Source organism: Phormidium sp. CCY1219, assembly GCF_055795085.1.
Genome location: NZ_JAYFEQ010000396.1, coordinates 1 through 19,592 on the forward strand (window position 1 = coordinate 1; position 19,592 = coordinate 19,592).

Annotated in this window: 14 protein-coding genes; 11 read left to right on the forward strand and 3 right to left on the reverse strand. The window is 50.2% G+C overall.

What is annotated here, in order from left to right:
• The first annotated feature begins 802 nt into the window (after positions 1–802).
• From AC0QH1_RS08065 to AC0QH1_RS08075, 3 genes are all read left to right on the forward strand, one after another.
• The gene (locus AC0QH1_RS08065) at positions 803–2,509 is read left to right on the forward strand and encodes a peroxidase family protein (protein ID WP_324630523.1); all 1,707 of its coding nucleotides are present in this window, start codon (positions 803–805) and stop codon (positions 2,507–2,509) included.
• Positions 2,510–2,905: 396 nt separating this feature from the next.
• Positions 2,906–3,613 carry a hypothetical protein gene (locus AC0QH1_RS08070; protein WP_324630524.1) on the forward strand — a complete coding sequence of 236 codons (708 nt, stop codon included), beginning with the start codon at positions 2,906–2,908 and terminating at the stop codon, positions 3,611–3,613.
• Positions 3,614–4,217: 604 nt separating this feature from the next.
• Positions 4,218–4,967, forward strand: a complete 750-nt coding sequence (locus tag AC0QH1_RS08075) for a hypothetical protein (RefSeq protein ID WP_324630526.1) — start codon at positions 4,218–4,220, stop codon at positions 4,965–4,967.
• 377 nt (positions 4,968–5,344) lie between these two features.
• Here AC0QH1_RS08075 and AC0QH1_RS08080 read toward each other — a convergent pair whose 3' ends face one another.
• The 3 genes from AC0QH1_RS08080 to gltB all read right to left on the reverse strand — a co-directional run bounded on the left by AC0QH1_RS08080 (position 5,345) and on the right by gltB (position 10,499).
• The gene (locus tag AC0QH1_RS08080) at positions 5,345–5,503 is read right to left on the reverse strand and encodes a hypothetical protein (protein WP_324630527.1); all 159 of its coding nucleotides are present in this window, start codon (positions 5,501–5,503) and stop codon (positions 5,345–5,347) included.
• A gap of 72 nt (positions 5,504–5,575) precedes the next feature.
• Positions 5,576–5,809 carry a YgiT-type zinc finger protein gene (locus AC0QH1_RS08085; protein WP_324630528.1) on the reverse strand — a complete coding sequence of 78 codons (234 nt, stop codon included), beginning with the start codon at positions 5,807–5,809 and terminating at the stop codon, positions 5,576–5,578.
• A gap of 100 nt (positions 5,810–5,909) precedes the next feature.
• Entirely contained in the window at positions 5,910–10,499 is a 4,590-nt protein-coding gene (gene gltB, locus AC0QH1_RS08090) for a glutamate synthase large subunit (RefSeq protein ID WP_324630529.1), read from the reverse strand.
• Positions 10,500–11,006: 507 nt separating this feature from the next.
• On the opposite strand from gltB, the gene AC0QH1_RS08095 reads away from it, so the two are divergent.
• The 8 genes from AC0QH1_RS08095 (at position 11,007) to AC0QH1_RS08130 (ending at position 19,550) form a co-directional block, all read left to right on the forward strand.
• Positions 11,007–11,177: a hypothetical protein gene (locus AC0QH1_RS08095; protein WP_324630531.1), complete on the forward strand. Its 171-nt coding sequence runs from the start codon at positions 11,007–11,009 to the stop codon at positions 11,175–11,177.
• A 598-nt stretch (positions 11,178–11,775) separates the two neighbouring features.
• Positions 11,776–11,973 carry a hypothetical protein gene (locus tag AC0QH1_RS08100; RefSeq protein ID WP_324630532.1) on the forward strand — a complete coding sequence of 66 codons (198 nt, stop codon included), beginning with the start codon at positions 11,776–11,778 and terminating at the stop codon, positions 11,971–11,973.
• Between the two features lie 349 nt (positions 11,974–12,322).
• On the forward strand, positions 12,323–13,366 hold the full coding sequence (hypE, locus tag AC0QH1_RS08105; RefSeq protein ID WP_324630533.1) for a hydrogenase expression/formation protein HypE: 1,044 nt from the start codon (positions 12,323–12,325) through the stop codon (positions 13,364–13,366).
• A gap of 863 nt (positions 13,367–14,229) precedes the next feature.
• The gene (hoxE, locus tag AC0QH1_RS08110; protein ID WP_324630535.1) at positions 14,230–14,754 is read left to right on the forward strand and encodes a bidirectional hydrogenase complex protein HoxE; all 525 of its coding nucleotides are present in this window, start codon (positions 14,230–14,232) and stop codon (positions 14,752–14,754) included.
• Between the two features lie 76 nt (positions 14,755–14,830).
• Positions 14,831–16,468, forward strand: coding sequence for an NADH-quinone oxidoreductase subunit NuoF (gene nuoF, locus AC0QH1_RS08115; protein ID WP_324630536.1), 1,638 nt, complete (start codon positions 14,831–14,833; stop codon positions 16,466–16,468).
• 65 nt (positions 16,469–16,533) lie between these two features.
• Entirely contained in the window at positions 16,534–17,250 is a 717-nt protein-coding gene (gene hoxU, locus AC0QH1_RS08120) for a bidirectional hydrogenase complex protein HoxU (protein ID WP_324630537.1), read from the forward strand.
• Positions 17,251–17,366: 116 nt separating this feature from the next.
• The gene (locus AC0QH1_RS08125; RefSeq protein ID WP_324630539.1) at positions 17,367–17,915 is read left to right on the forward strand and encodes an NADH-quinone oxidoreductase subunit B family protein; all 549 of its coding nucleotides are present in this window, start codon (positions 17,367–17,369) and stop codon (positions 17,913–17,915) included.
• Positions 17,916–18,125: 210 nt separating this feature from the next.
• Positions 18,126–19,550 carry a Ni/Fe hydrogenase subunit alpha gene (locus tag AC0QH1_RS08130; protein WP_324630540.1) on the forward strand — a complete coding sequence of 475 codons (1,425 nt, stop codon included), beginning with the start codon at positions 18,126–18,128 and terminating at the stop codon, positions 19,548–19,550.
• Positions 19,551–19,592: the final 42 nt, after the last annotated feature.

Genomic DNA, 19,592 nt, shown 5'->3' on the forward strand with positions numbered 1-19,592 from the left:
ATAAGAACCGGAAATCCCGAGTATTTGTGCTGCTTGAGTAGATCCTACTAGTATCATTGAAATGAACCATTGCGATAGGGTTGTGTTTCAATATATAGCAGTGTTTAGCGAATTGGTCTAGTCCCCAGACACAAATCTTTACATTAGCAGCGCCCCCAACCTCCCCTGAGTAGAATTACTCAGTCCAGAGGGGCTTTGGGAAAAGAGATTAGATAGAGCAGGTCTGTTTCTCGATTTGGTACGCAACCGAAGAGTCCCAACCGTGAGGTGTACCTCCGAGGAGAAAAATTATCTACCTCACCAATATGAGAACCGCTATAAATGACGCCGGGGGTTTGACAGACTATTTCTGAGCTAAATAAAAAAGCAGGAACTTGTCATGTTTGCCTGGACTCACTCCAAGCAAATGCCCCGTATCGATTTTCGGAAACCGTAACAAACAGAAAGTTCGTTGCCTCTACGCCTTTAGAAAGGTGTAACTGTTACTTCAAAATGTATCTTTTAATCTACGCCTTTAGGAAGAGGAAACTTTCCTTGACCTTTAGTTAATCTGGTTTTTGGTGAGTGAAAACAAGAGGGGTTGCGATATCCGGTGCATTGAAACCCAGTGAATTTGCCGCATATCCCGGCGTGAAGAAAGCCAAAAGCGGACAAGCAGCCTTCAAAACCAAACTTACGAAATGGTAGACGAGCAGATGAGCGATTGATGCCAGCCAAAAAGGAGTTTTATGAAAGCAACCGCAGAGCAAACTCGTCCCCGATTTTTTATTCCCACTCACTCATTTTAATCCAGGAGGGTACTATGCCAGAACAAGCCTATTTACACGGCAGAATTGCTGCGCCCGATCCAAAAGAACCAAAGGGACAACCCCGCGCCCTAGCGGCAATTCCAACACCCGAGAGAAAGACCCGGTTTGATAATTTATTTGAATTGCCAGTTTTCGACCCTCCCGGTGAAAAACTGATTGACTTGGGGGCGAGTATGAAAGGAGATCCAGAGGATAATCAGCAAATTCCTTCTGGATATACCTTCGTTGCTTTGTTCGTAGACCACGACATCACCTTCGACCCCATCCCCGAATTCGATCTAGAAATTTTCAAACAAGTTCAAATCCAGTCGGGGGAAGAAAAAGAGCCGTTGAACTTTCGCACCCCGCGCATCGATATGGACAGCGTTTACGGTCGCGGCCCGAATGTCGATCGCTATCTCTACGATCGCAAAGGAGATAAGCGCAAGCTGTTAATCGGCGGAACAGAAGAACACCCAATTGACGTACCGCGCAATCACCAAAATACCGCCATCATTGGCGACCCAAGAAATGACGAAAACCTGATTATCTCCCAACTTTACCTGACTTTTCTGAAATTCCACAATGCCATTGTCGATTACGTTGACCAGGGGAAAGTGGAAGATGAAAGCATCTTTGAAAATGGAGCGGATACCGATGCCTTTGAAAAAGCGCGTCAGCTTGCCATTTGGCACTATCAGTGGATAGTGCGCTACGATTTGCTCCCGCGCATTGTGGATCCGGAAATCATTGAGGATATTGTCAAAAATGGGCGGAAACTTTACCGTCCTGAAAAGGAAGACACAGAGCCTTACATTCCCCATGAATTTGCCGTAGCCGCCTACCGATTTGGCCACAGTCAAGTGCGGACGCACTACGAAATCAACGAGAGTCTTGGTAAATCGGTCAGACTCTTTGAATTGTTCCGAGGCGATCGCGTCACCGAAGAGCGCGCCATTGATTGGCCGAAGTTTTTCGAGATAGATGGTTCGCAACCGCAGTACAGCCAAAAAATTGACACCAAGATTACCGAAGCCCTACACGACTTGCCCTTCATCAATCCCAAAGAAAACCAAGATCCAGATTTGGTAGATGAACTGGAAAAGAAAAATAAACTCCATAAGCTGACAGATTTAGCAGTGCGAAATCTGTTAAGAGGCGTAGACCTCGGACTCCCCTCCGGAGAGGACGTGGTGCGAACCATGCAAGAGAACGGCATTGATGTAGAGCTGAAAGCATTTGCCAAACACTTGGATTTAGAAAAAACCCCGCTTTGGTACTATATTCTGAAAGAATCAGAAGTAGAAGAAAACGGTCGCTGCTTGGGGAAAGTCGGCGGTCGAATTGTGGGCGAAGTGTTAATCGGCTTGCTAGAGCTCGATCCTTTTTCGCCGTTTTATACGAAAGCCAATCAGAATGTAAAAAATTGGAAACCCAGCCTACCTGCTGACCGAGAAGGCGACTTTAATGCAGTGGATCTGATTAAATTTGCTGGCGTGCGATTGTTGTTACTCACCGAGCCATATTTGACCGGTTCAGACGTGCGCCGCATCCAGGAAAAATTGAACGCGCTGTCGTATATCGACATTCGAGTTGATGGCATTTACGGCCCGAAAACCCGGGATACAGTGTTGGAATTTCAGAAACAGAACAATCTGAATGCTGTAGATGGGATTGTCGGTCCAGAAACTCGGGGAGCCTTGGGATTGTTAAGTCGATAATTCAGTTCGCAAGTCGCTAATGGGGTGGGTATTGGCCACTCCATTCTACATGAAATAGAGCCTTCGGGGATTTGTACTGATGCAGGTTGAGGTCAGTTCAGGTGAAGTAGCAGAAAAAATAGAGAGGTTTCAGGAAAAGCGATCGCTGGACTAACCCCCGTTTTTTGTTTTTTCAAAAAATTAAAACTATCAGTAATAAATTTTAAGACAAGGCCATTTCTGCAACTTTTGATAGAGGACATAAAGTTCTTAATGGATTAATCTAATTAATGGTTACATTAAACCAGCGATATCGCTAGACTGGGTGTATTGAATTGAGAAATAAGAACAAGTCTCAGATGAAGAAATTCGCGAATATATCTGAGAAAACAGAAGCTAGTAGTAGGAGCCTATTTAATGATAGATGTATTTGAACCACAGTTGCGTTTGATGAAAGATAGTGAAGGAAATTTCGTCCTTCAGGCAACGACGCTGACACCGAATAGTTGTCATGTTGCGGGAGAAACCGAGGTTATGCCACCTCGACCACCGTATGAACCCAATCCTCCCGGGGGTGGAGTGAGTCCTCTACCTGGCCCCCGAGTCATGGAAGTAAAATTGCATATTAAGGAGACTGAGAGCGATATCTGTCTTCCCTATATAAAACCTGTTCATCACCGGGTACAACTTGACCCTCCCGAACAGACGACCAGCATTCAGGCGATCGTGGTGGTGAAAGGAGAGAAAGTCAAGGAGAAATCATTTCCAGTCGATCCCTCAGACGAAACACCAGAAGAACCAGGTTCTATCGTGGGAACAGAAGACTTTCAGGCATTTCTCGATTTGATGCCTGTCGGTGAACCCACCCTGCGGGTACAAGGGAATGTTGTATTGCCCGATCCGGGTTATCGGACAAAGCTTGTCAAGGCGGAAAATGCGGAACGAGGTAACACTTTTGTCTTGAATCTGGAAGTCGAGCATCTTGATGGGATTTTCCCACAGGTTGTGACCACGCGATCTGTGGAATACGAGCAGTCGGGTTCAGATCTGAAGCAGTTCGATCGCGTGAAGATTTTGTTGCCCAGCGACAAGACTCTGACACTCAACATTCGGGAAGTGCAATAGGAATTGAACAGTGGGTAAAATTACCACCCAATATGCGGTGTTGGCGTAATGAAGGAATTTAGAGGAATGGCTACAGCCAAAATCGATTAAGGTCAAAAAACGTACTTCAAAAAAATCATGCCGAACAATATAGATAGCGTTTCTCATATTGGTGTGGTAAAGATTTTCTCTGGATTCAGTGCATTTGCGGTTGGGACAGATGAGAGTTGCCTACCACATTAGTTTGAAATCCGCTATAGCGGTTTTCATATTGATGAAGTAAAAAAAATTTGTCTGGATTCCCGCCTGCGCGGGAATGACAGATTGGGCGGCGTATCCCATCAATTTGAGACCTGCTATAGCATTCTCCTTTTGGAAGTAAAAACTAGCAGAGCGGGTGAAAGTATTGTTCGCCAGGTTATAACTCCTTGTGATGTTGAATGCCACGAGTTAAGGTTCGATTTTACACAGTTGAACAATATTTATATCTTTGGTGCGATATTGTGAGCCTATTTTGCTTCCAAAATAGAAGCTTAGCATGATGTTTTTGCACATAATTACTGGCTTTTTAAGCAACGGTGAACAGTCGGGATAACAGATAATTTAGTATGAGGAAACAAAACAGATGACTAATGTAGTAATAAATGGCGGGGGCGGAGGCGGTTCCAGTAGTTATCAAGGCTCATTAACAATTTGGATCGCCGCATATATTCCACAAGCAAGAGTGATTTTTTCACCTCCTCCTAATGGACTTGCTTTTGCCGGAGACGATCGTGGACCTTCTGGTGGTAATGGTGGTTCTTCAAAGGTATGGGGGTACGCTAAGTTTAATGTTGAGAGCAATGGAACAGTTAGCAGACAGGAGCAAAAATCAGGGGTTGGGGTAACAACACTTCTTTACAAGAGCTTGCCGTTCATTGGAGATTGGGAGCCTAAAAAAAGTTGGTGTCCCGATGATGAGCCAAAGCTAAGTGCGAGTACATTTGGGAATAAAGCTTCTATTAGTATGTCAGCGGACATTCCAAACGGACTTCTAGACCACGTGTCTCCAGACGAACTCCCTGATGAAGTAGAAGATGAGTTTAGCGATCTTTCAATTACTTACGACCTTAACATTGAAGTGGAACTTGATGGCAATGAAATCATAGCGTCGGTAACAGGTACACATAACAAATATCCGGCTTACGAAGTTTACGTTGGGGATTACCTTGTTTATGAGTTTGATGACACAGAGGGTTTTGGTGGTATAGAACCTGGTGTTATTAGACTAGCTAGAGGCTTGAGAACAGAAAAGAAAGCTGACACTAGAAACCGTAAAAGTGCCAATAACTTTGCTCCTAGTGTATTCGTTCAGGTTCCAGATGAGTGTCGCTAAAAATCATTTGAAGAGGGTGCCAAACAATTTGGTCTAGCTGAAAAGCAAATACAGTAGTAGTAGGGTGGGCATTGCCCACCTTCCTTGCGGGAATAGAAGCATACACTTTCTACTAATATAAATATTTTCTTAACTGTTATTGTTCCCTAAACATATAATTGCTTTGGCTTATACGGCAGCTTTCATATCAGTACAAAATTGAAGCAAAAAAGCACAATATGATGTGGCTGGATTAACTGAAAAAACGCGATTGGCTTTCAAACAGCAAAGCGCTGGCGATCGCGTTAGTGTCAAACACATAGCGAGTCTTACTGTTCATGCAAAATTGAGTCCCATATTTCTGGGGTCAAACCTCCCTGTTGTGCTTTGTGGCTAATCTAGCTCATCACGTCTTCCAGGGGTCGTTTTTGGCGAGTGGCTTCAGTCCGTTTTAGACTGAGCAATCCCTCTAATTTCCGCCGCTGTTCTTCTGAAACTGTTTCAAATATTCGGGCAACTTGGGAATTAACGCGAATGGGAATGGGTTTGGGTTCCATCAGAATTGGTTGTAATTTTATGTTATTCTAGCATCTGAGTAGGGTTGGCAGTGCCCACCCTACTACGACTTATCACTCTGCCCTAAATTCATAAATCGGTGTTTCGATAACTCGCTTGGGTGGTTCGGGTTGCCAAATGATGTGTTGAATTCGTTCTACTGTCTCCGGAGAAAAGAACGATTCCCCGGTTTCTTCACAAACTCTTGCGGGGACATTTTCAATCATCAAAAACTTGCCATTGACTTTTACCGTGTAAGTCACCTTTTTTTCGATAAAGCTCTCCCGGGGTAAATCTTTATTATTCATCTCACAGTAGCAATAGCTGTAGGGTGGGCAATTCGTTGCCCACCCTACCCGTGACTAAAAACAATAGTAAGGTGGGCGGTGCCCACCCTACTATTATACCCTAGCTGCCACTGATGCGGGCAACGTCGCGGGCATTTTGTTCGAACGCCGCGTCTAGGGCTTCATCGCCGCTCAAACCGGAAGCCAAAGCACTTTCCAATGCTTGTAGCACGCGCTTGTAATCCCGGGGAATCACCTTAACGAACTTCGGCACCATGTTTTCCCAGTTGTCTAGCACCTTCGCCGCCTTCTGACTCTTCGTATAATCGGCGTGATTTTGAATCATCTGACGAATCAGGGCAATCTCTTCCGGGTCTTCTAACCCTTCGATATCCGACATCTGGGTATTGCAGCGGGTGGCGAAATCGCCTGCTTCGTCGAGGACATAGGCGATACCGCCACTCATGCCCGCCGCGAAATTGCGACCCGTCGGACCAATCACCACTACTTTACCGCCGGTCATGTACTCGCAAGCGTGATCGCCTACGGCTTCCACTACGGCATTGATGCCGGAATTGCGGACGCAGAAGCGTTCCCCAGCGACGCCGGAAATGTATGCTTCGCCACTGGTTGCGCCATAGAAAGCCACATTACCGATGATAATATTTTCCTCGGGAACGAAGGTAGAACTTGCCGGGGGATAGACGATAATCTTCCCGCCGCTTAATCCTTTGCCGATATAATCGTTGGCATCGCCTTCCAGTTCCAGGGTGACGCCTTTGGGGACGAATGCGCCAAAACTCTGGCCGGCACTTCCTCGGAAATGCAGGTGGACCGTATCTTCGGGCAATCCATACCAGTGACGCTTGGTGATTTCGTTACCGAGAATCGTACCCACCACGCGGTTAGTATTCTGAATCGGTAAACTTGCTTTCACCTTTTCGCCATTTTCGATCGCCGGTTTGCACAGATCCAGCAAAGTGGTCATATCCAGGGATTTATCCAACCCGTGGTCTTGCGGGATTTGGCAATAGCGGCCCACTTCTGGCGGGACTTCCGGTTGATAAAGAATCTTCGAGAGGTCGAGACCTTTTGCCTTCCAGTGGTCGATCGCCTGTGTCGCTTCCAACACATCAGTGCGGCCCACCATTTCATCCAACGTCCGGAACCCTAACTCGGCCATAATTTCGCGCACTTCTTGAGCGATGAAGCGCATAAAATTCACCGTATGGTCCGGATTGCCGAGGAAATTCTGACGCAAGACCGGATTTTGGGTAGCAATACCTGCCGGACAGGTATTCTTGTGGCAGACGCGCATCATAATGCAGCCCAAAGTCACCAACGGCGCAGTGGAAAAGCCGAATTCTTCCGCACCTAACAAGGCGGCGATCGCCACATCGCGGCCCGTCTTCATCTGCCCGTCAGTTTCCACCACGATTCGAGACCGCAGGTCGTTCAACACCAGAGTTTGATGAGTCTCCGCCAATCCCAACTCCCAGGGCAAACCGGCATGTTTGATAGAAGTTTGCGGCGAGGCACCGGTACCGCCATCGAACCCAGAAATCAGTACCACATCGGCGTGCGCTTTGGCAACCCCGGCGGCGATGGTACCGACCCCGACTTCGGACACCAACTTCACATTAATCCGGGCCTCGCGGTTGGCATTCTTCAAGTCGTGAATCAATTCGGCCAAATCTTCGATGGAATAGATATCGTGGTGAGGCGGGGGAGAAATCAAGCCCACGCCGGGGGTGGAGTGACGCACTTTAGCAATCCAGGGATACACCTTGCGTCCGGGTAACTGTCCGCCTTCACCGGGTTTTGCCCCTTGCGCCATTTTGATTTGAATTTCTTTCGCTTGGGACAGATACAGACTGGTAACGCCAAAGCGGCCCGACGCCACCTGTTTGATGGCACTATTTTTAGAGTCGCCGCGTTCGTTGGTCCAGGTATAGCGTTCTGGGTCTTCGCCGCCTTCTCCGGTGTTGGACTTGCCGCCGATACGGTTCATGGCGATCGCCAGGGATTCGTGGGCTTCTTTGGAAATCGACCCATAACTCATCGCCCCGGTTTTGAACCGCTTGGTAATATTTTCGATGGGTTCCACTTCTTCCAAGGGAACCGGATCCCGTTGCTTAAATTTGAGCAATCCGCGCAGGGTAAACCACTTCTCGTTTTGCTCGTTAATTTGACGGGCGTAGGTTTTGTATAAATCGTAACTGCCTTCGCGGACTGCTTTTTGCAGGGCGTGGATAGTTTCCGGGGCGAATAAATGCCGTTCTCCATCTTTGCGCCACTGATATTCGCCGCCCACATCTAGGGTGTGACCGTTGGCGGGGCGATCGGGGAAGGCGTGGGCGTGGCGCAAGATAGCTTCGGTGGCGATGGTTTCCAGGTTTGCCCCTTGGATGCGAGAAGCAGTCCAGGTAAAGTATTTATTGATGAGAGACTCATCGAGTCCGATCGCCTCGAAAATCTGCGCGCCGCGATAGCTTTGAATGGTGGAAATGCCAATTTTGGAGGCAATTTTAATCACGCCTTTGGTCACCGCTTTCATGTAGTTCTTGCAAGCGGTTTTGTAGTCGATATCCTCTAGGGACCCGCTGCGAATCATGTCGTCGATGGTCTCGAAGGCGAGATAGGGGTTGATGGCGCAGCATCCGTATCCGATGAGTACGGCGAAGTGATGGACTTCCCGAGGTTCGCCGGATTCGAGGACGAGACCGACTTGGGTGCGCTGACGGGCGCGAATCAGGTGGTGGTGCAGACCAGCAACGGCTAACAACGCGGGGATGGGGGCGTTGTCTTTGTTGATGTTGCGATCGCTCAGGATAATGATATTCACCCCTTCCGAGATTGCCTTGCTGGCGGTTTGGCAAATCTCTTCCATCACGCTTTCGAGACCCTTGACTCCTTGTTTCGGGTCGAAGACGATATCCAGGGTGATGGATTTAAAATCCCCTTGGTTAACGGATTTGAGTTTGGCCAGTTCTTCGTTGGTCAAAACCGGGGTTTTCAGTTCGATCAGATGACAGCTTTCCGGTTCTGGTTTGAGCAAGTTGCGTTCCGAACCCAGGGTGGTTTCCGGGGAGGTGATGATTTCTTCGCGGATGGAGTCGATGGGCGGGTTGGTGACTTGGGCGAAGAGTTGCTGGAAGTAGTCGTAAAGCAGTTTGGGGCGATCGCTCAGGACCGCGAGGGGAGTATCTGCCCCCATCGATCCGATCGCCTCTACGCCGTTGAGGGCCATCGGGCTGAGCAACAGGCGCAGTTCCTCGAAGCTGTACCCGAAGGCGGTTTGACGTTGGGTGAGGGGCATCGGGTCGAATTCTTGCCAGGTGGGGGCTTCTTTGAGCTGGTCGAGTCCGATGAGATGTTTGTCCAACCACTCGCTGTAGGGATGTTCGCAGACGATTTGCTGTTTGAGTTCTTCGTCGGCAATGATGCGCCCTTCGTCCATGTTAACCAGGAACATGCGACCGGGTTGCAGGCGACCTTTGAGGGCGACGCGATCGGGTTCTACGGGCAACACGCCGGCTTCGGAGGCCATAATCACTAGGTCGTCTTTGGTGACGGTGTAGCGCGAGGGGCGCAATCCGTTGCGGTCTAGCACTGCGCCGATGGTGGTTCCGTCGGTGAAGGCGATCGATGCCGGTCCGTCCCAGGGTTCCATGAGGCAAGAGTGATATTTGTAGAAGGCTTTTTTCTCTTCGCTCATGGACTCGTGGTTGGTCCAGGGTTCCGGAATCATCATCATTACCGCCTGGGGTAAGGACCGACCGGCAAGCACTAGCATTTCTAGGGCGTTGTCGAAGATGGCGGAGTCGCTTCCTTCTAGGTCGATGATGGGTTGGATTTTTTCGAGGTCTTCGCCGAACAGTTCGGACTGGAAGAGGGAGGCGCGGGCGTGCATCCAGTTGATGTTCCCGCGCAGGGTGTTGATTTCGCCGTTATGGGCGATGTAGTGATAGGGGTGCGATCGCTCCCAACTGGGGAAGGTGTTGGTGCTGAAGCGGGAGTGAACCAGGGCTAAGGCGCTTTCCATGTCCGGATCGTGCAGGTCGGGGTAGTATTGACCCAGTTGCACGGGCATCAGCATCCCTTTGTACACTAGGGTGCGACCGGAAAGGCTGCAGGCGTACCAGGCACTATCCAGTTGGCTTTTGTGGATTTCGATTTCGGCGCGCTTGCGGATGATGTAGAGTTTGCGCTCGAAGGCGGCGTCGTCTTCGATGTCTTGACTGCGTTGCAAGAAGACTTGCTGCACGAAGGGTTCCCCGGCTTTGGCGATGCTTCCTAACGGGCCGTTATTGGTGGGGACGGTCCGCCATCCCAGCACCGGTTGCCCTTCTTCGGCGGCAATTTTGCTGAAGATTTCTCTGCCTTTCTCGCGCAGTTCGGGGTCGCGGGAGCTGTAGATGGAGCCAACGCCATAATGTCCGGGGTCTGGGAGGTCGATGTTTTCGGCGGCGGCGACTTTTTTCAGGAATTTGTGCGGCACTTGCATTAACATGCCCGCGCCGTCGCCGGTGTTGGGTTCGCACCCGCAAGCTCCCCGGTGATCGAGGTTGAAGAGGATGGTAAGGGCTTGTTCTACGATGTCGTGGGATTTTTGCCCTTTCATGTGGACCACGAAACCGACACCGCAAGCGTCATGTTCGAATTGAGGGTCGTAAAGTCCTTGTTTTTGTGGCTGTTGGTGGTTATTCACGATTGTGCCCTTAAAAAAACTAACGTCATCTATATGCAGCCGCACGCTGACGGCTGAAATTTGGGGTGGCAAGACTGGCAAAAATAATATTTTGCTGGGTTTCTCCTTATGTGACCGACGCCACTGGGGAAGTTGTGAGGCGGTTTTTCTTTCTCACGCTTGCCCGCTCGGCTTGGCTCTGGAATGCCCTGGGTTGTGCCTGCATCTCGAGGGGGCTTGGTTCTGGGGCTGGCTAAACCTGCGGCGCGATCGCCTTTGCGCCACCCCAACCCAACCTGTGGCGCGGATAGGAATGACAAAACGCAATCGTGTCATCGGTTTGTCTGCTCTGTTCATGGGATAGATGCATTCTCTCGTTGATTCTATGAGTGACTACAACAGATTTGGCGCTCTGCTTCCGGTCCCAAGCCAAGGAAGTCGGCTCCCTCAGTGCATCCGGTACAGTGTAGGAATTAGTCTAACGAAATTCTCCGGCAGGATTCAACCTAATTGTGTAAATTTTTGTCAATGTTTGCCAACTTGCGATCGCCCCTGCTGCTGTTTGTTTTACATCCGTTAACACTTTCCTCCCCGGCGTTGAAATATTCCCGATCGCCTTCCTTTCGGCCTACTGACGCTTCAGCACCGTTTCTGAGGCGCGATCGCTTCCTCGGTCCCTCCCTGCCGTTCTCTTTCTAAATCTTAATAAAAATTTTATCCTCTGCGGGGGATTGTTACGAAAGTTATCGCTCCACCCCGGCCTGTTTTCCCGCTTAGCACAAAACTCAGCCAAACCCCCTGCTTAAATGTTAAATTAATCCGTAATTTTTTCGCTGATTTTCCCCCTCTGTGCTTCCCTAAATTCCGGGTCAATTCACCCTAATTTTGTCGCGGTTGCCGCAGCCCGATTTCCCGATGGCAAGCGGGTTTTGCTCGGGAGTCTCCCGCGCCGATAGATGACATCGATAAAGTGAATCGTTCCCAGGACAGCCGGGGGTAAACTCCCGGAAAGCTGCGGATTTCGGCAGCCGAAACGCGATCGTTCCATTACCAAGGGGCGATCGCCTGGCAATCCGGTGCAAGGTTCCTTCTTCGGTTGCCCTTCGAGTGGATCCAGCTTGGCGGCTACCCTCTGCCGCCCTGGGTAAAATTCTCCATCGATTCCCCGGTTGCCCGCAAAATTTTTCTGCCAAATTCCGAAAAATGTAACGCATTATGCAATTTTTTCCGGATTTTAGTACAATATGGCCTATATAGATCGACGGCAATCAGTCCGCCCGATAAGAGAGGTTAAATCATGTCTTCTAAAAACTCGACCACCCCGACTCTGACCACCCTAAAAGATGTGGACAAGGCTGTGAATCGCTACAAAACTAGCGAGATGAGCGAAAGCGAATTACTTTCTCTCTGGCAAGCGATTCGCGATGCTTCCCTCAACCTGGAATTTTCTACATCCACACCCGATGACGAGGTTCCCGGCGAAGATAGCTACTAAACCATTTCAGGGTATCGCCTCCCTTGCCAAGGGGAAACCGCACCGATAGCCGCTCGAAAGTGGGCTGCCGGTGCGGCTCAATTGTCGGTCGGAGCTTATTCTTTGTGTGAAAGCGGCGCTCGTTTTTTGCAGAGGTGCTTGAGGCGCACTGCGCCCTACATCCAGCACGGGGAGGCACGGAAACGTCACTCAAATGGCGAGGAGACGCTCCTACTGCCTAAGTGCATTTTAAACCTTATTTAAAATTGCAATATCGCCCTCGAACTCGTTCTCGGGATTGCCCTGGGAACGAGTTCAAATTCTGTTAAGTTATCGATAACCAATCCGTTAGCGACCTGTTAATTTGAGTATGGAAGAATTTAGCCTAACCTGTCCGATTCCGATTTCTGAATATCCGCATGTATTGCTGGCGCATGGTGGCGGTGGCAAATTGATGCATCAATTAATTGACAAGATGTTTTTGCCCGTGTTTGGCGACCCGAATGCGATCGCCCACGATTCGGCGGCCCTGACTTTGCCCGGAAATCGGATTGCGATGACCACCGATTCTTATGTGATTCGTCCGTTATTTTTTCCCGGGGGCGATATCGGGTCTTTGGCGGTTCACGGGACGATCAACGATTTGGCCATGAGTGGGGCACGTCCGCTTTATCTGAGTGCCGGGTTTATTTTAGAGGAAGGATTGCCCCTCGAAACCCTCTGGCGGGTGGTGCGATCGATGCAGGCGGCGGCGGAAAATGCCGGGGTGCAAATTATTACCGGGGATACGAAGGTGGTCGATCGCGGTAAGGGAGATGGCATTTTTATCAATACGGCAGGGGTGGGAATCCTGGAACACTCCCAGGCGATCGCCCCCCAATTCGTCCAACCCGGAGATCTGCTGCTGATTAATGGGGATTTGGGTCGTCACGGAATTGCAATTATGGCCATGCGCGAGGGTCTCGAATTCGAGACGACGATTGAAAGCGATTCCGCCGCGATCGCGGATCTGGTGATGCAACTACTCGACGCTGACATCGAAATCCACTGTCTGCGCGACTTGACGCGCGGCGGGTTAGCCAGTACCCTCAACGAAATCGCCACCGCCGCAAAGGTGACGATTGAAATCGACGAAACCGCCATTCCGATTCGCGAAGACGTGCAGGGGGCCTGCGAAATTTTGGGCTTCGATCCGCTTTATGTAGCCAATGAGGGCCGCTTTGTGGCATTCATCCCCTCGGAATACCGCGATCGCGCTTTGCAAATTATGGCTCAGCATCCCCTCGGCGCTGACGCCTGTCTCATCGGTCAGGTGACAGATAAAGGTCGCCCCTTGGTGACGATGCAAAGCAAAATCGGCGCAAGTCGCATCATTGATATGTTAAGCGGCGAACAACTCCCGCGCATTTGTTAGTCCTTGGTCATGTGGTAACAGGTCATTGGGCCTTGGTAACAGGTCATTGGGCGTTGGGCCTTGGTCATGGGGTAACAGGTCAAATGACAAAGGACAAATGACCTGTTACCCATGACACTGATGGGCGAGGTTGCGCCAAATATTGACTTTAGTTTTGCAACTTGTATGTTGTCAAAGCCCAGGGTTACTGTAGCTTAATTTTTCTACATATTTTGCCAGAGCAAGCTGGGGCAAATTCCGGGGGAATTCTATCGAAATTAAGTTAGGAAAGCTTTAAAAACGGCATCAATATTCAGAGTTTAGGCAGAGAATTTTTGCCTCTCGATAAAGGAGGATAGCCCTTTGCTGGTGGAACTTCGAGGCGATGGAAACCTCTAGCGCCCAGAAAGATGCGCCGGGTTCAATGGGCTTGATTTCTTAGTCTTTCTATGATAGCATGCAAAATCGGGTTTTTATAGAGCGGTTTCAGTTTCAATCTTAAAAAAAGATTACGAAAAACAATTTGGTCAGGTTCAATGTTTTATTGTTATGCTGAAGGAGTGAAGCAGAGGAGAGGGCGTCAGAAAAAACCTGTCAGAGTGAAAGCTCGGACAAACCGATAGAAGTGACCCAAGGCGATCGCCGTTTCGAGACGATAGACAATTTCCCGAAGTCAAATGTTGTAAGAAAAGAAAGGAGTAGTGACACGTTAGGGTCTCGGGAAGAAGGGGCGCTTCACAAGATGAAGTAACAGAGGAGAAAACGCAAAAACCACCCACCGCCTACCCACGGGAAAAGACAGAGAAAACAGAGATTTGCGATCGGGAGGAGTCCCGGTGCGGCAACCTCTTTGGGTAACAACGTTCCACAGAAGGACATAAGCCATGCAATCATCTGCCGTGAAAGGAAAAAAAGACAAAGCCGGACATCCCAGCGGGGACAAGCGCTTCAAAGTGCTAGACATCACCATGAAGCGCAATCAGTTTCGGCAAGACGCACTGATCGAGGTTTTGCACAAAGCCCAAGAAGCATTTGGATATTTAGAAGAAGACGTTTTGATGTATATCGCGCGGAAGCTGAAGTTGCCACTCAGCCGCGTATTTGGCGTCGCGACATTTTATCATTTATTTTCCCTCAAACCCAGTGGCGCGCATACCTGCATCGTTTGTCTGGGAACTGCCTGCTACGTGAAAGGCGGAGGGGAGGTGCTGGCGTCATTAGAAAAGAACTTAGGAATCGAACAAGGAGAGACCACGGAAGACGGACAGGTGTCCCTGATTACCGCCCGATGTATCGGTGCTTGCGGGATTGCCCCGGCGGTGGTGTATGACGGAACGGTGGCGGGCAAACAAGAGCCAGAGCAGGCAGTGGAGCGCATCACTGCCTGGACGAAGACAAAAGCGGAGTAAAGAGTTAGGAGTGAGAATAGCGCGAAGTGCGAAAGCTTCATTCTTGATTCTTAATTCTAAGAAGAGGTAAAAAACTATGGAATTAGTGGAACTGCGCGAGATTGGCGAACGGGAAAAAAGCAAACAAGGGAAGATCCGGGTACATTGCTGTACCTCCACCGGTTGCCAAGCAGCGAACTCCTTGGGAGTGCTAAAAAACTTGCAAACCGCCTGTAAAGAGAAAGGATTGGACAGCGATCGCATCCAAGTAGTGAGCGTGGGATGCATGGGATTTTGCGGTCGCGGGCCATTAGTGCAAGTGGAACCGGAAAACAAACTTTACGAACAAGTCACCCCAGAAGATGCCCCCAGCATTATCGACGCCTTAGAGGGCGGGACGAGTACGGCGATCGAAGGCAATAGCGAGCATCCATTTTTCGCGCGACAAGTGCGGATCGTGCGGGAAACCAGCGGCAAAATCGACCCCGATCGCATCGACGAATACATCGCCGTGGGCGGATACGAATCTCTATACAAAGCGGTCCACGATTTAACCCCGCAAGAGATACTCGATGAAGTCACCAAGAGCGGATTGCGCGGACGCGGGGGTGGCGGATATCCCACCGGGTTAAAATGGGCCACGGTGGCCAAAATGCCCGGACGGCAGAAATATCTCATCTGCAACGCCGACGAAGGAGATCCCGGGGCATTCATGGATCGCTCGGTATTGGAAAGCGACCCGCATCGGGTGCTAGAAGGAATGGCGATCGCCGCATATGCCGTAGGCGCATCGGAAGGATATATCTACGTCCGGGCCGAATATCCCCTGGCCATCCAACGCCTGCAAACCGCCATTAAACAAGCCAAACGCTACGGCATCCTGGGCAGTCAAATCTTCGACTCCCCGTTTGACTTCAAAATCGAGATCCGTATCGGGGCCGGTGCCTTCGTCTGCGGGGAAGAAACCGCCTTGATGCAGTCGATTGAAGGCGGACGCGGCAACCCCCGTCCTCGTCCGCCCTATCCCGCACAAGCGGGACTGTGGACCTGTCCCACGTTAATCAACAATGTAGAAACTTTCGCCAACATTCCCGCGATCGTTCGCGAGGGCGGCGAGTGGTACGCCAGCATCGGCACCGAAAACAGCAAAGGCACCAAAGTATTCGCCCTCACCGGCAAAATCCGCAACAACGGCCTGATCGAAGTGCCGATGGGGATTACCCTGCGCGAAATTGTCGAAGAAATGGGCGGTGGCGTTCCCGATGGGGAAGTGAAAGCGGTTCAAACCGGCGGGCCGTCCGGTGGATGTATCCCGGCATCCATGTTAGATACCCCGGTGGGTTACGATTCCCTCATCAAAGCGGGTTCCATGATGGGATCCGGGGGCATGGTGGTGATGGATAAAGGCACCAGCATGGTAGAAGTGGCGCGCTTTTATATGGAATTCTGCCGGGGCGAATCCTGCGGCAAATGCATTCCCTGTCGCGCCGGTACCGTGCAGATGTATCAATTGCTGACCAAGATTATCAACAAACAAGCCACCCAGCGCGATTTGGAAAAACTGGAAGAACTGTGCGACATGGTGAAAAACACCAGTTTGTGCGGCCTGGGCATGACTGCACCGAACCCGGTGGTCAGTACCCTGCGCTATTTCCGCGAGGAGTATATGGCGCTTATCGATGGAGGTCCCGATCGCCAGGTGTCCGCGAGTCAGCAACCGGCAAAAATCGGCTAATCCCCGCTCGGGGCAATGCGACAATTGCCCCGCTGCAGATCTGTCCATGAGTGAGAGGAAAAGAGATGTCAGTCATCACGTTAAAAATTGATGGGGTTGATGTGGCGATCGAAGAAGGCGCAACGATCCTGCAAGCCGCAAAAGAATTGGGGGTGAGAATTCCTACCCTCTGCCATCTGGAAGGCGTGACCGATGTGGGCGCTTGTCGGTTGTGTTTGGTAGAAATCGAAGGTCTCAACAAACTGCTGCCCTCTTGCGTCACCCAAGCGGCTGAAGGAATGGTGGTGAATACCCACAGCGATCGCCTCCAGGAATATCGCAAGATGGTCGTGGAAATGCTATTTGCCGAAGGCAATCACGTCTGTGCGGTCTGCGTGGCAAACGGCAATTGCGAACTGCAAGACCTGGCGATCGAAGTGGGAATGGATCACAGCCGCTTCCCCTACCGCTTCCCCGAACGGGAAATGGATGTATCTCACGACCGCTACGGCATCGACCACAACCGCTGCGTCCTCTGCACCCGCTGCGTGCGCGTCTGCGACGAAATCGAAGGCGCTCACGTCTGGGATGTGGCCTATCGCGGGGCGGCGGCAAAAGTCGTCACCGGCTTAAATCAACCCTGGGGTGCGGTGGAAGCTTGCACCAGTTGCGGCAAATGCGTGGAAGCTTGCCCCACCGGTGCTATTTTCCGCAAAGGGTCTACCGTAGCCGAAATGACCCGCGATCGCGAAAAACTCGAATTTCTCGTCAACGCCCGCGAAAACCGAGAATGGACTCGCTAGGGAAACGCCAGAAGAATGAAGAATAAGCAATGACCTTTGCACAAAAAACCAATCACCCATGACAAAGGACAATTCTCCATTCTTCTTTCCCCCGACATTGATTAGGAGACGCAAAAATGAGTAAAATAAAATTGGCGACAATTTGGTTAGCCGGATGCTCTGGCTGTCACATGTCCTTTCTCGACTTAGACGAGTGGTTGCTCGAATTAGCCGAACATGTGGATGTGGTTTACAGTCCCGTGGGTTGCGACCTCAAAGATTATCCCGACGATGTGGATGTTTGCTTAGTCGAAGGTGCCGTCGCCAACGAGGAAAATTTAGAACTGATTCGCATTGCCAGAAAACGCACGAAATTCCTCGTTTCCTTCGGAGACTGCGCCGTTACCGCAAATGTTCCGGGAATGCGAAATATGCTCGGAAAAGCCGAACCCGTTCTGAAACGCTCTTATTTGGAATTAGGAGACGACTCACCGCAGTTACCCCATTTCCCCGGTATCGTCCCGGAATTGCTCGATCGCGTCCGTCCCGTCCATGAAGTCGTCGATGTAGACCTGTTTATGCCGGGATGTCCCCCAGACGCCGATCGCATCAAATCCACCTTAGAACCCATGCTCAAAGGCGAACAACCCGTCATGGAAGGGCGGGATATGATTAAGTTCGGGTAAAGGAAAAACTTGGTTTGGAGCTGGTCATTTGTGGGTTGTCCTTTGTCCTTTGTCCTTTGTCATTGGTCATTTGTCCTTTGTCCTTTGTCCTTTGTCCTTTGTGGGAGTACCAATGACCTGTTACCTGTTACCACATGACCAATGACCAATGACCTGTTACCACATGACCAATAATCAAATTTTCCTTTACTCTTATTCGGGAGAAAAACTATGTCTAAAACAGTTGTCATCGATCCAGTCACTCGTATTGAAGGGCACGCGAAAATTTCCGTGTATCTAGATGATGCCGGAGAAGTGGAAGACGCCCGCTTTCACGTAGTGGAATTTCGCGGATTTGAGAAATTCTGCGAAGGGAGACCCATGTGGGAAATGGCGGGAATTACGGCCAGAATTTGTGGAATTTGCCCCGTGTCTCATTTACTTGCTTCGGCGAAAACGGGGGATAAAATACAAGCGGTACAGATTCCGCCGGCAGGGGAAAAATTGCGCCGGATGATGAATTTGGGACAGATTACGCAGTCCCATGCCTTGAGTTTCTTTCACCTGAGCAGTCCCGATTTTCTGTTAGGATGGGATAGCGATCCGGCGAAGCGAAATGTGTTTGGATTAATTGCGGCGGATCCGGATTTAGCGCGCAGTGGAATTCGCTTGCGGCAATTTGGGCAAAAAGTCATCGAATTGTTAGGGGCGAAAAAAATTCACCCGGCGTGGGCGGTTCCCGGTGGGGTGAGAACGCCGCTAACCGAAGAAGGACGCAATTGGATTCGCGATCGCTTGCCCGAGTCGCGGCAAACCATCGACACCGCCTTGGGATTGTTCAAAGACCTACTCGATCGCTTTGAAACCGAAGTAAATACCTTCGGAGAATTCCCCTCCTTATTCATGGGATTAGTGGGCAAAGATGGAGTTTGGGAACATTACGGCGGTCATTTGCGCTTTACCGATAGCGAGGGCAATATTGTCGCCGACAATCTCAGCGAAGATGATTACGAAGAATATCTCGGCGAAGCAGTCGAACCCTGGTCTTATCTGAAATTCCCCTATTACAAACCGATGGGATATCCCGATGGGATTTATCGGGTCGGACCGTTAGCGCGCTTGAACATTTGCAGCAAAATGGGAACCCCGGCGGCGGATAAAGAACTGCAAGAATTTCGCGATCGCGCCGGGGGTGTTGCCACTTCTTCGTTCTACTATCACTATGCGCGATTAATCGAAATTCTCGCCGCCCTCGAACGCATCGAACAACTGGTGAACGATCCGGATGTGATATCGGAAAGAACCCGGGCGATCGCCGGCATCAATAACCTAGAAGGCATCGGCGTCAGCGAAGCGCCGCGCGGCACCTTATTCCACCATTATCAGGTAGACAAAAATGGGTTAATTAAAAAAGTTAACCTAATTATTGCCACGGGACAAAATAACCTGGCAATGAACAAAACCGTTACCCAAATTGCCAAACATTACATTCACGGAAACGAAATTCCCGAAGGGATGTTAAACCGAGTGGAAGCGGGGATTCGCGCCTTCGATCCTTGCTTGAGTTGTTCCACCCATGCGGCGGGTCAAATGCCTCTGCATATCGAATTAGTCGGCGCAGATGGTTCGCTTCTCAATCAAGTTTATCGGCACTAACGCATCTGTCGTTCCCGGTTTCCACCGGGAACGAAAAGGCAG

Excerpts from the sequence above, each read along its gene's own strand:
- AC0QH1_RS08065 (WP_324630523.1), top strand. The coding sequence starts at position 803 with ATGCCAGAACAAGCCTATTTACACGGCAGAATTGCTGCGCCCGATCCA.
- AC0QH1_RS08070 (WP_324630524.1), top strand. The coding sequence starts at position 2,906 with ATGATAGATGTATTTGAACCACAGTTGCGTTTGATGAAAGATAGTGAA.
- AC0QH1_RS08075 (WP_324630526.1), top strand. The coding sequence starts at position 4,218 with ATGACTAATGTAGTAATAAATGGCGGGGGCGGAGGCGGTTCCAGTAGT.
- AC0QH1_RS08080 (WP_324630527.1), bottom strand. The coding sequence starts at position 5,503 with ATGGAACCCAAACCCATTCCCATTCGCGTTAATTCCCAAGTTGCCCGA.
- AC0QH1_RS08085 (WP_324630528.1), bottom strand. The coding sequence starts at position 5,809 with ATGAATAATAAAGATTTACCCCGGGAGAGCTTTATCGAAAAAAAGGTG.
- AC0QH1_RS08095 (WP_324630531.1), top strand. The coding sequence starts at position 11,007 with ATGTTTGCCAACTTGCGATCGCCCCTGCTGCTGTTTGTTTTACATCCG.
- AC0QH1_RS08100 (WP_324630532.1), top strand. The coding sequence starts at position 11,776 with ATGTCTTCTAAAAACTCGACCACCCCGACTCTGACCACCCTAAAAGAT.
- hypE (WP_324630533.1), top strand. The coding sequence starts at position 12,323 with ATGGAAGAATTTAGCCTAACCTGTCCGATTCCGATTTCTGAATATCCG.
- hoxE (WP_324630535.1), top strand. The coding sequence starts at position 14,230 with ATGCAATCATCTGCCGTGAAAGGAAAAAAAGACAAAGCCGGACATCCC.
- nuoF (WP_324630536.1), top strand. The coding sequence starts at position 14,831 with ATGGAATTAGTGGAACTGCGCGAGATTGGCGAACGGGAAAAAAGCAAA.
- hoxU (WP_324630537.1), top strand. The coding sequence starts at position 16,534 with ATGTCAGTCATCACGTTAAAAATTGATGGGGTTGATGTGGCGATCGAA.
- AC0QH1_RS08125 (WP_324630539.1), top strand. The coding sequence starts at position 17,367 with ATGAGTAAAATAAAATTGGCGACAATTTGGTTAGCCGGATGCTCTGGC.
- AC0QH1_RS08130 (WP_324630540.1), top strand. The coding sequence starts at position 18,126 with ATGTCTAAAACAGTTGTCATCGATCCAGTCACTCGTATTGAAGGGCAC.